This is a genomic window from Psychrobacter sp. PP-21, assembly GCF_033790785.1.
GTDB lineage: Bacteria > Pseudomonadota > Gammaproteobacteria > Pseudomonadales > Moraxellaceae > Psychrobacter.
This window is the reverse complement of record NZ_JAMYEB010000021.1, coordinates 21,558-33,886: the sequence shown is the minus strand read 5'-3', so window position 1 is coordinate 33,886 and position 12,329 is coordinate 21,558. Positions and strand designations below refer to the sequence as shown.

At 43.3% G+C, this 12,329-nt stretch carries 9 protein-coding genes; 3 read left to right on the top strand and 6 right to left on the bottom strand.

Annotated features, from left to right (window positions below; all coding sequences use genetic code 11):
- Positions 1-460: 460 nt before the first annotated feature.
- Positions 461-1,747: a saccharopine dehydrogenase family protein gene (locus NJD71_RS12300; protein WP_319052234.1), complete on the bottom strand. Its 1,287-nt coding sequence runs from the start codon at positions 1,745-1,747 to the stop codon at positions 461-463.
- Between the two features lie 452 nt (positions 1,748-2,199).
- On the opposite strand from NJD71_RS12300, the gene NJD71_RS12295 reads away from it, so the two are divergent.
- On the top strand, positions 2,200-2,355 hold the full coding sequence (locus NJD71_RS12295) for a DUF1328 domain-containing protein (protein WP_114701374.1): 156 nt from the start codon (positions 2,200-2,202) through the stop codon (positions 2,353-2,355).
- A 108-nt stretch (positions 2,356-2,463) separates the two neighbouring features.
- Here the strand turns inward: NJD71_RS12295 and NJD71_RS12290 are convergent, their stop codons facing one another.
- The 4 genes from NJD71_RS12290 to NJD71_RS12275 all read right to left on the bottom strand — a co-directional run bounded on the left by NJD71_RS12290 (position 2,464) and on the right by NJD71_RS12275 (position 6,505).
- Positions 2,464-2,757 (bottom strand): 4a-hydroxytetrahydrobiopterin dehydratase, encoded by a 294-nt coding sequence (locus NJD71_RS12290; protein ID WP_319052233.1) that lies wholly within the window; start codon positions 2,755-2,757, stop codon positions 2,464-2,466.
- 293 nt (positions 2,758-3,050) lie between these two features.
- Positions 3,051-3,344 (bottom strand): GNAT family N-acetyltransferase, encoded by a 294-nt coding sequence (locus NJD71_RS12285; protein WP_319052232.1) that lies wholly within the window; start codon positions 3,342-3,344, stop codon positions 3,051-3,053.
- A gap of 302 nt (positions 3,345-3,646) precedes the next feature.
- The gene (locus NJD71_RS12280; protein WP_319052231.1) at positions 3,647-5,074 is read right to left on the bottom strand and encodes a fatty acid desaturase family protein; all 1,428 of its coding nucleotides are present in this window, start codon (positions 5,072-5,074) and stop codon (positions 3,647-3,649) included.
- A 249-nt stretch (positions 5,075-5,323) separates the two neighbouring features.
- Positions 5,324-6,505: a flavin reductase family protein gene (locus NJD71_RS12275; protein ID WP_319052230.1), complete on the bottom strand. Its 1,182-nt coding sequence runs from the start codon at positions 6,503-6,505 to the stop codon at positions 5,324-5,326.
- Positions 6,506-6,975: 470 nt separating this feature from the next.
- Between NJD71_RS12275 and ettA the strand changes: the two genes are divergently transcribed.
- Positions 6,976-8,637 carry an energy-dependent translational throttle protein EttA gene (ettA, locus tag NJD71_RS12270; protein ID WP_319052229.1) on the top strand — a complete coding sequence of 554 codons (1,662 nt, stop codon included), beginning with the start codon at positions 6,976-6,978 and terminating at the stop codon, positions 8,635-8,637.
- A gap of 103 nt (positions 8,638-8,740) precedes the next feature.
- On the opposite strand, the gene plsB is transcribed toward ettA, so the two are convergent.
- A complete protein-coding gene (plsB, locus tag NJD71_RS12265) occupies positions 8,741-11,545 on the bottom strand; it encodes a glycerol-3-phosphate 1-O-acyltransferase PlsB (protein ID WP_319052227.1) in 2,805 nt (934 codons plus the stop codon).
- 248 nt (positions 11,546-11,793) lie between these two features.
- On the opposite strand from plsB, the gene ybaK reads away from it, so the two are divergent.
- Positions 11,794-12,282 carry a Cys-tRNA(Pro) deacylase gene (gene ybaK, locus NJD71_RS12260; protein ID WP_319052225.1) on the top strand — a complete coding sequence of 163 codons (489 nt, stop codon included), beginning with the start codon at positions 11,794-11,796 and terminating at the stop codon, positions 12,280-12,282.
- Positions 12,283-12,329 lie beyond the last annotated feature (47 nt).

The following is a 12,329-nucleotide window of genomic DNA, read 5'->3' as shown; positions in this document are numbered from 1 at the left end:
CTCATGTCTTTGTTTTTGACACTTTTAATCACTTGTGCTCGAAAATCTGCTGAATAGGTCATTTGTTCTTCTGCTATTTCGCTTGCTTTAAAATGATTGTATCTTATTTAAAAAGAACTGACTATATGTCAAAACTGTTTTTAAATTTCCGCTATAAATTTGATGCGCCTTTCTGTATGTCTCTTTTTATTTTCTATAGAACGGATTTTGTGACCTGTTTTATCCTAGCGTACTGCCTCAGTTATGGCTGTGACATTACGCTAGGAATGTGTAGCATAATGTATTAAAAAATCGAAAAGCCGCAACATTGTTTACTAAAAAAGTACGGTATTAGTATTTGTTAACATGCACTGCAAAATTGATAAACGTGCAGCCATTAAAAAACCGTACCTTGTTACCAAGATACGGTCATAAAAGTAATAAGCGTTAACCCATCGCTATTTAAAAATTGTTCGAGCGACTAGCCGTCGAGAACCTCAAAGCTCAGACCTGAGTGTTCTTCTAGACGAGATATCAAATTATCCCCCATTGCAGAAGCTGGTGTCCAAAATCCACCGCCGACGTCCTCTTTACTCACATCTTGTGCCAGACACAATGCTGCTTGTGCAATCATACGAGAGGTACTACCATAACCAGGGTCTTTATCACCTGTGACTTTGACAGTGATAGTGTCATTTTTAGCCGTTTTTCCAAAATGACGAATATCGAAATAGCCGTTTTCTTGCTCATCTTTAGACGGGCCTGACCCTGCCTTAGGAAGGACATGCTTAGATAACAACTCACGGCTTGGCTTGATCATCATGGCGGTAGCGAAACCCAGCAACCCTGCACTCATAGCATAACTTGATAGTTTGCCTTTAACGCCATCTTGCATCCACATGGCTTCGTCATATTTGAAATCGCGACCATATTCATAACTGAGTAGTTGGTTGCTGCGATGGACAATACGCGTATTAATGGTCGCCATCACAAAAGGCGCTAACCAACGTTTATGGTTGCTATCGTACTTTGGTTTGCTGACATTGTCTTGACGTACATTGGGCGCCTCTGCGTCGTCATTCAGCAAGTAAGGGTTGGCGACTTGTTTACGGCGTGATTTATCTTCTCCAGCTTCTTCAAAGATCGACGCCATCGAGGCAATCGTTCCACCAGAGATGCCACCTTTTGCCGCTTTTACGCGCATATTGATCACATTACAAGTTTCACCAAACTTTTCTTTCGCCTTTTCTTGTAAGAAATAAACGCCCAAATCTGATGGGATAGAATCAAATCCACAAGAGTTTACGATACGTGCGCCACTTTGTTTGGCAGTATCTTGATACTTGTCCATCATATCTTTAATAAAAATTGCCTCACCGGTAAGGTCGACATAATCAGTACCGTTTTCAGCACAAGATTTTATCAGTGGCTCACCATATTTTAGATAGGGACCAACGGTTGAGATGATAACTTGTGTCTGCTTTGTCATGTCATCGAGACTGGCAGGATCTTTGCTATTGGCAATGATAATGTCTACTTTGCTCTCAAGCTTTGACTGTAGTGTATTTAGCTTGTCTTCGTCGCGCCCTGCAATCGCCCAAGTGATATTAGAGCCATCTTTATTTTTTGCATTAGACAAAAAGTTAGTTAGGTAGTGAGCAGTAATTTGACCAACAAAGCTCGTTGCGCCATACAAGATAACGGCATAAGGGCGGTTATCAGTGTTGCTTTGTTTTGATGGTTTTGCGGTGTCCGTTTCGGTATTCATAGGTATTATCCTTAATAGGGTGAGTGATCATGTGACCTTAAACTATAAACCAAGTGGTTTAAATAGGTTAGGAGTTTATGGAGTCGCTACAGTTTTCATTGCCAAACATCTGTTTCGTAAAACAGTTAGGGCATCTATCCTAATGCTACTTATCTATATTTCTAGTAGGCATATAGTTCTAAAGCGTACAGTTATAAATCAATAAGTAGATTATCAAAAGATATTGAATAATCCCGAATAACGTAATTATTAAGACAAGAAAAAATACCAGGAGTTGCTACAAAGTTTACATAACCTACCGATATCATTACCAAAGTGTACGCTCTTTAGAAAAAAATATTGCTAATCTATGTTTGTAAGCAGATATGACTGGTATCAAAAAAACAAGAAGTTAAATGGATGCTATATAAAGTTTACTATCTGGTTTTTAATAATTATTTTAGGAGAAAATTATGTTTCGTTGGGCTATCATTTTCGCAGTAGTTGCACTATTAGCAAGTTTATTAGGTTTTGGCGGTGTTGCAGGACTATCTGCTAATCTGGCATACATTTTCTTAGCCGTTGCGGTCATCTTATTTATCGTCGCATTCGTTAGTCGTAAAATGTAAAAAAAGCTTATTATTTTAAGAAATTCATAATTATAAAAAAGACCCTAACATTAGGGTCTTTTTTATGTCTAACTCAAAAAATCACTTATTAATGCGCTCGGCGTAATACTATAAACGTTTGGGCTGAACGATATGTTCCATTCGTTTTGCTAAGCGAATATCCAAACTAGAAATACCGCCTGTATCCTGATTGGTCAGGCGTACTTCTACTATGTTGTATGTATTGCGCCATTCAGGGTGATGTTCGAGTGCTTCAGCATGAAATGCTGCTTGATTCATAAAGCTCATAGCTTCGATAAAATCAGCAAAGTGGTAAGTCTTGACGATGCTATTACCATCACGCTGCCAACCAGCAAGGTCTTCTAGCTGTAGATTGATTTGTTTGTCAGATAAACTACTCATATTAATGACCTTTATTGTTGTGTCGAATTGGTTGATTAACAGTTATGTGCGGGCAGGTCTCCTAGGGTATGTCCCTATTTTAAAAATAATGATAAAAATGAGATAAATCGCAGACAAATAAGGAAAATCACGCAGATAATATCAAGATATTGACCAGCTATTTGCCGCCATTTGTCAAAAATTTAGCCATTTTTAGTTCATTTAGTGATAAACGTTTGAATTAGGGACATACCCTAATCTCTTATTGTTAAAACCATGGTTTGGCACAGACTGTCGCGATGATAGACAACAGGCTAGATCAAATCTTGATACTCAGGATGTTTGCTAATGTACGAGGCTACAAATGAACACTGTGGTATGACTTTCTTGTCTTGCGCACGTGCATAGTCCAACGCATGTACAACCAATGCAGACCCAACACCTTGGCCGCCTAGCTGCTGAGGGACAATGGTGTGATCGTAGACAAGTGTGTTATCACGCTCTTGATAACTGATATAGCCAGTTTGACCGTCAATAGATGTCTCAAAACGTTTTGCTGCTTGATTATGCATAATATCTAATTCTGATTTAGAAACTTGGTTACTCATTGATAAACTCCATTTATTATTATCGGATTTTTATTGTAGGTTAAAGGTCTTTAAGTGTTAAAGCGCTAGCAGTAAGGACCTATCGAATCCTATTTTGCTAATTGAATATATAACTATGTAACATTGATACTAAATACTCTAGACGCTTACCGTAAGGGTCGATAGGGTGATTGTTAACATTATTAAGGTCTTGTCTCTGCTAAGCACTTTTCAATCACTTAAGCACTCAGTTGTCTAAGCCATTAAAAATCTAAGCGCGTGAGCATCTGGCATCGATTTATCAGAGTAACAATCTAAATATATTACCGTGCGTATGAGATGGCTTTACGAACAACAGGTGGCAAAAACCGACTGAGTCCACTTTCGTCCTCGATCTCTGGTTTAGCATCATTAGTGGCAGCATTGTCCGTACGTGATACCGACTGCTGGTACGCTTGCCATTCTTGTTCGCTAGGTTTGCTAAAGTGGTGAATGCGTCCTAAGACTTGTCGAAGCTGTGTGCTAAAGCGCCCAGTGTTGTATGCCAGATTATATTTTTGACATACGGCCTGTACTTGCGGTGCGATTCTAGCGTAGTGGCGGGCTGGCATATCAGGGAAGATATGATGTTCAATCTGATGGGATAGATTGCCTGTTAAAATATGAAACCATTTGCCGCCCTTGATGTTACTAGAACCAAGGATCTGCCGCACGTACCAGTCGCCTTTGCTTTCATCAGAATCGAGGCGGGTGTAGATATGTGCTTGCTCAGTGAAGTGACCACAAAAAATCACCGCCCATGTCCACAGGTTACGGACAACATTAGCTGTGACATTACCACTCAGTGTACTCACAGCGCTACGGCGTCCTAGTGTTATTGCTGCTATCGTTGGCAATACAACATAGTCCTTACCCATTTGCCGTCCGATTTTGGCAAATAGGGCACGAGATTTTTGTTGCATGATTTGGTGCAGCTCAGGAGAATCCGCATACTCATCTGCGCTAATCTGAATATCATGAAAAGCAACCGCCCACTCAAACCCAAGTGCCAACCCTGCCGTACTGAGTAAATTATAACGGTCTTCTGGTACCCATGGCTGCTCATCAGTGACCCTGATCAGATGGTAACCGACATCATGATCACGACCAACAATATTGGTAAATGTGTGATGCAGGTAGTTGTGAGAGTGCTGCCATAATGGCGCAGGACAGACAATATCCCAATCAAATTTTTGACTGTTGAGATGCGGGTGCTGCATCCAGTCGTATTGCCCATGCATGACATTGTGCCCAAGCTCCATATTGTTTAGTATCTTGCTAAAGCTCAGTAAGGACGTGCCCAGTAGCCAAGTCGCTACTTGTGAGCGCCGCGACGACATACGTCCTACTGCGGCAAGAAGGCCACGTGCGGCAACCTCACTGTAGGCCACAGTGGCATAAATTCGCTGAATGTAACGAGCATCATCACTGCCCAGTGAATCCATCACGTTCTTATAGATAGTATCTAGCTCTGCTCCTAAAGCCTCACTTTGTGTTTTCGTGAGTGGTGCACTACTCAGTGTTGGATAGCGAGCTGACTGTGATGGCAAACTTGTCGGGTTATCACTGCCGGTTGTTTTATCGTCGTTATGAGCGTCAGACATCTCTGGGGCTAATGCTAGCTGCCCTTGAGCTGCACGTTGTGTATCGGATAGTGGCGTCAAGGTAGGTACGGCAGATTGTGCTGGAGTAATAGGTGGTAATAAGCGCATAAATAGTCCTTAACCGAAACGGCACGAATAAGCAGCACTGGATCCGGTTTAATAAGTCATCTGAGTTTTAGCATACAATATGAGTTAACATCAGTCTATTTTTTAGTTTTAAGAGGTCAATAGTTAGGGGTCAGTGGTCGTATTTTCATTTCAATACTTCTGAGGTATGTCATCAACTAGCGTATCTTTGAATTTAGTCGGCTTAAAATGGACAAATCTTAAGTCTGACACCATAAATGATGACACGCCTTAAACGTCTAATACCACGTCAGTCATCGCGATATTGATACAAGTCTGGATAGACTCGTAGCCGTCGTGGCTGAGCTTACCTGTTTGGATGTTTTTGACCACGCCACTGACTTTATTGCAGCGGCACAGCTGGCAAATACCTTGCCGACAACCGTAGGCTAGGCGTAGATCTGCGCTCTCAGCAGCCAGTAGTAAAGTCGTGTTACTGCTAAACTGTCGCTGACGTGCACGTAGATAAACGGTGTGCGCTTCTGTCTGTGGCTGTCGATCTATCTGGTCACTATCACCCTCAAAATCAGGTAACGCACTACCGAAGTTTTCTACAATAATATTGTCGCGTAGCTGGATACCCTCGAGTAAGCTGATCTCTGCTACCGCTTTGTACAGGCCAGCTAAGAGAGTTTGTGAGCCACATGCAAATATTATTGTGTCTGCTAGAGGCAGATTTAGTGCCGTCAGGCTATCTGCACTCAAGTAGCGCTCACCAGCCAAGTAGGTCGCAGGAGTGTCAGTACGAATCAGATGATAGGTAAAGGTCGAGTGTACATCGCCTAGTTGTTGCCACTGGTACTCAAGCTGTGACAGTTCAGAACGACTATAATGCAGCAGAGTCACTGGATGTCCGATCTCTAGCGCTTGTGTAATGAGCCCTAACATGGGCGTAATACCGCTGCCACCAGCGATAAATAACAAAGGGTTGAGTCTTTTACTATCTAAGTTTGTTTTTGCTAAAGTAAAACCACCCAGTGGCACACTCGTATCAACGATGCTAGCCAGCGGCATTTGCTCAGCAAGGTAATTGGATATCAATCCTTGCGGTTTAACGGCGATAGTCACTGTATGGCGACGGCTTTTTGCTGCTTTTGTATTGGTATCATCTGACCACCATAATGGCTGGTTTGCCAATCCTACTATTGAATAGCTGCGCTGATGATACACGCCATCGATGAGCACGCGTAAATCAAGATACTGACCGCCTTGCCAACTCTCTGTCTCTTTAAAAGATTGCTGTCTAAAGGCGCCATTGGTCTCAAATCTGAGTGCAATCAAATCATCGCTCAATGGATAACGCGCAACAAGTCTGAGCTTCGGCGTCGTCAGCGACCAAAATGGATGGAGGCGCGATCCGATAAAATCGACAAACGCACGTTGAATAACTTCAGGGCGATAGCCGGTGACCATATTACCAGTACCTTTATGATTGTGAGTGTGATTGAAATGAATGTTGCACATTCGATGTTAGCTTGTCAGTCATGCGGTAGCTTACTAGTCATGTTGTAGACAATAACGCCAAACTATTTCTCCAACGCTATTAAGCTATCCTAACATGCTAACGACTATTGATTAAATTTGCGAAAGTTTTGATGCTACTTTTTGTGGTTTTTATAAAACACTAATGAATCAGAATGTTAGGTTTGCGTATTGAGTCGAACTTTTAAGTGACTCTTTTAGAAAACTTACATCACTAAAGTAGATGGCTTAATACCAAAAGTAGCAAAACAAAGGGGAAAACAACCTGTTAGCTTGCAGGGTATGCGTCACAATGCGATAATAACCTATAATTTGTAACCCTGATTTTGAGGTACAGCACGCTTGGCATCATTGCTGAGTGGTATTTGCTGTTCTCTTCTATGCAGTCTATCGGAGTGTTAATGGCTCAATATATCTACACGATGAACAACGTGTCAAAACTTGTTCCCCCTAAGCGTGAAATTCTAAAGAACATCAACCTATCGTTTTTCCCTGGTGCCAAAATTGGTGTCCTAGGTATCAATGGTTCAGGTAAATCAACGTTGCTACGTATCATGGCTGGTGTCGACACTGAATTTAGCGGTGAAGCGCGCGCGCAAGCAGGTACCAAAGTTGGCTATTTGCCACAGGAACCACAGCTTGATGACAGCAAAGATGTACGCGGCAATGTCGAAGACGGTATGCGCGAAGCACTAGACGCGCTCGCTCGTCTAGATGCCATTTATGCTGAATACGCTGAGCCTGATGCTGATTTTGACAAACTTGCTGAAGAGCAAGGCAAAATGGAAGATATTATCCAGTCATGGGATGCGCACAACCTAAACAATCAGTTAGAAAAAGCCGCTGATGCACTACGTCTGCCACCATGGGATGCGGATGTCAGCAAACTATCAGGTGGTGAGAAACGCCGTGTGGCACTATGCCGTCTACTGTTGTCACGCCCTGATATGCTATTACTCGACGAACCGACCAACCATTTGGACGCTGAGTCTGTCGCATGGCTAGAGCAGTTCTTGCAGAATTACAGCGGTACTATCGTTGCCATTACCCATGATCGCTATTTCCTTGACAATGTTGCTCAGTGGATCTTAGAGCTTGACCGTGGCCATGGCTATCCGTACGAAGGCAACTATACTGAGTGGCTTGAGCAAAAGAACACGCGTCTAGAGCAACAGAATAAGCAAGAAGAGTCATTTGCTAAAGCGCTGAAAAAAGAGCTTGAGTGGATTCGTAAAAACCAAAAAGGCCAACAGGCCAAATCTAAATCTCGTGTACAGCGTTTTGAAGAGTTGAACTCAACAGAGTTCCAAAAACGTAATGAGACTTCTGAGATTTATATTCCGCCTGGTCCACGTTTGGGTAACAAAGTTATTGAGATCAATGATATATCTAAATCATTCGGCGATCGTTTGCTGTATGAAAACCTAAGTTTTAACGTACCAGCGGGTGCGATCGTTGGTATCGTTGGTCCAAATGGTGCGGGTAAGACCACACTATTTAACATGATTACTGAGCGTGATACGCCAGATACTGGCTCGGTTGATTTGGGCGAAAGTGTCAAGGTTGCCTATGTCGGTCAGGTACGTGATCATTTAGATGACAACAAAACAGTTTGGGAAGAAGTGTCTGACGGTCTAGATATCATTACGGTTGGTGACTACACCACGCCAAGTCGTGCCTATATCGGTCGTTTTAACTTTAAAGGCTCAGACCAGCAAAAGCACGTCGGTCAATTATCAGGTGGTGAGCGTAACCGTCTGCAATTAGCGAAGACGCTAAAGCAGGGCGCCAACGTATTGCTACTCGATGAACCATCAAATGATTTGGATATCGAAACCTTACGTGCGCTGGAGGATGCGATTCAAGTATTCCCAGGTACTGTTATGGTGGTCTCGCATGATCGCTGGTTCCTTGATCGTATCGCGACTCACATCTTGGCATTCGAAGAAGAAGGTCCAGTGTGGTTCGATGGTAACTATACTGAGTTTGAAGCGTATCGCAAGAAAATAATGGGCGATGATGCGACTCCTAAACGTGCTAAATATAAGAAGATTACCAACTAATACGGCTGTTTAGTATAGTTAAGTTCAATAAAAAAAGACCGCTAATCATTAGCGGTCTTTTTTTTGTATAGCTATTTAGCCAGTGTAAGTTATTAAATTAATACTAACGTTTACGCCCGAATTTACGCTGCTTTTTATTACTAATCTCAGTAATCGCATGGGTAATCTCTTCTTCGTCTAGGCTTGCCACTTGCTGTAAGATTTGCATCATATCAGGTGTTAGAACGTACTTAGCGTGACTGGCGATGTCATTGATACGATGATCAAAGGTCAGTATGCCCGTCTCGTCATCTTTTTGTAGATAGTCTAAGCGAGTCAATGCACTGATAAAGCTGGTGAATAAGGCGCGATCAAAGAAGTCCGGAATATCATCGGCGTATAGTACAGATAGGCGCTGTCCAAGCAGATGACATAGGTCAACGACTTCATTCTCAGTCAAATTACCAGAACCTTGCTGAGCGAGTAGGGCAAGCGTCATAAAATAACGCTCAAGACTCTGTCCAACGGGTGTCGCCAGTACTTGCAGCTGCTGATAATACTTGCTATTAGACTCAGGAACGCTAAGCGTGTCATCACCCAGCTCAACAATCAGCCCATGAGAGAGTAAACTGTCGACTTTTTTGTTGAGGGTCTCAGCCAAGCCATGTGCGGGGTAGTATAAAAATAGCTCACCCTGCAAGAATGGGTATAGCTGCTCAGCAATACTGTCTAGGCGACTGCGTTTGATACGGCCGTTGCGAGCGACTAGCGCGGACAAGAACGACAATAGAATAAACACATGCAAAATATTGTTGCGGAAGTAACTGAGCAGGGCAGCTTGCTTGCCTGCAACCTGAATAATATCACCTAAGATATGCGGTGTACGTTCGATCAATTTAAGCTTGATGCCATAATCGATGATTTGCTGCGGTGTCATATCGGTGATCACCGTATCCTCTGCATAGACCAGTTGCTGAGCGAGGCCTTGGTATAAAGCGATCTGCTCACGGCAGCTATTTTCATCCAATGCAGCTTTCGGTGCGGACAGCAAAACCAATGATAATAGCGAGACAGGCGTCACCACTGCTGCTTTATTGATATGCTGCATGACTTTGACACCGATGTTATCAACCATAGCGCTGGTTTTTTCATCGAGCGGTGAGTCAGTACGATCGGATGGCAGGCTGTCAGCAGGAACATCAAACTTGGTCATAAAGTCGCTAAGATGCAGCGGTGTACCAAAGCTCAAATGTACATTGCCAAAGATGCGCTCAATCTTACGACCAACTTTGAGTAATCCAATCAAAGACTCTGACTCTTTTGGTTTGCCTTTTAGCTCACCAACATAAGTACCGCCTTCCATGATACGCTCGTAACCAATATAAGTCGGGATAAAGACCACAGGCTTGTTGGTTTTGCGCAATTGGCTATGCACTGTCATCGCAAGCATACCCATCTTTGGAGGTAGCAGGCGACCTGAGCGTGAGCGACCACCTTCTATAAAGTACTCAATCGGGGTATTACGCGTAATGAGGGTGTGCATGTATTCACGTAGTACCGCAGTATACAGGGCGTTCCCGCGGAAACTACGACGAATGTAAAAAGCGACGGCTCCGCGTAATAACGGTCCCAATACTGGCACATCTAAGTTATCACCTGCTGCGACATAAGGGATGCTTAAACCGCGTTTGTAAATGACATAAGACAGCAATAGGTAATCGACATGGCTGCGATGGCAAGGCACATAAATCAGCTCATAATCGGTCGCAAGATCGCGCACTCGCTCAAAATGATGAACCTCCACGCCGTCATACAACTGCGTCCATAGCCATGTCAAAAACTTATAGAATCCGCGGATAATAGAATGAGAGTAGTCATTAACCATTTCATTGGCATAGCCACGGGCTTGGCTACGAGCTTCTCGAACGCTAGTGCCTGTCTCTGCTGCTTCCATCTCGATGGCGTGTTTGATGGCAGGCGAGTACACCAGTTTGTCCACTAGGTTACGTTTGTCTGACAAGTCCGGTCCCAGCATGCTAGCGCGTTGCTTATCTAGATAGATCGTCAACTGCTGCTGTAGCATACGTACGAGCTCGCGATTGCCGTCCGCGGCTGCGACCAGAGTATAGCTAGGTGCTACCTCGGCATCAGTTTTTGCATCATTGTTTGTAGAGGTGTCTTCAGCACTTTTGGCGTTAGTCGGTGTTAGTTCTGCCGTAGCCAAATCTGTAGAAACCGAATCAAAAACAGCAGGTCCTTCTACATCGCCTTTAAGGCTGTCGTTAATAATGGTACGTAAGTCTTGCGGTGGATGAAACTGTACAAAGGTATCGCGGCCCATCACACCGATATTAAATAACTGCCTAGTGATACTAGGATCCTGCCAATTATCAGCAGTGAGCAGCTTAAACAGCGAGTCTTCTTTTTCAGGTGCGCGTCCCCATAAGATAGACACCGGCACGAGGCGGACCTTTAGTTCTGGATGTTGCAAGACCGCAGACACCAAGCGCGAAAGACGAGGGGATAAGGGATTATCTTTGGCATGTGGGTGGTTCAAAAATATAATAGCAGCGTTTTCTTTAATGCCGTGGGCCGTATCATTTACCCCAACCAATGCAGGCGGCAAGTTGTGCTCTTGCGTCTGTAAATCAATTAAAATACTATTGGAGCGAGAATAGTCCTGTAGCACATAAAACCTGAGTATCTGATCGTCGTTATCAAACTCAGGCAATTCTCCAAGTAGCTTGGGTTTGACCGCGACATCGAGTAGCTGACCCGATAGCTTGCGATACAACTGATTGATCGGTGCATTCGAGTATGGCTTAGTGGCGACTGGGCCGGCGTCAGTTTCAGAAGTATCAGTTTCAGACGTACGGCCAGTCGCGACTGGCGCTTTAAAAATCCGTTTTTTTAGGAACTTCGGTATCATAATCAGTATCAAAAATAGTCAAATATGTTGCGCTTATGATGCCATAAAAGCCATCAAAGCGATATATCGTGTCTGCATATACTGCGAATATTAATACGGTCTGGTCACGCTATAGTAAGTGATAGATGTTATAAAAAATCCAAATATTTGAAATATGACGGTGTTTGGCGTAATAATACAGTGGTGACAGATATGATAAACATATGTGTCTTCTACTTTTTAACTTCACTATACTAAGCCTAAATCCTATGACACCAGCTATCGACCTTGCCAAAAAACGTGGTCTTGATTATCAAGTACACGAATATACTCACGACAGCCATGCCCCATCGTTTGGACTAGAAGCTGCAGAAAAGCTTGGCGTGGATGCGACACAAGTGTTTAAGACATTGGTTGTATCAACGGATAGCGATGTGCTTGCTGTCGCGATACTGCCAGTAGACAAAACGCTTAATTTTAAAAAAATGGCCAAGGTGTTATCTGCCAATAAATTGCTGTCCTGCAAAAAAGTACAGATGGCTGACCCAAAACAAGTCGAGCGCAGCACGGGCTATGTACTGGGCGGCGTCAGTCCTTTAGGACAAAAAAAGCGCCTGAAGACAGTGATAGATAGCACGGCTCAAGATCAGTTAACCATCTATGTCAGCGGTGGTCGTCGCGGTTTAGAGATTGAGCTGCCATCCGTACAATTGGCTCAGACACTTGATGCCTGTTTTAGTGCGATTACTGATGAATAATATCAATAAATATTTTACGGTAGTCAGGCAGAACGCGTAAACTGATG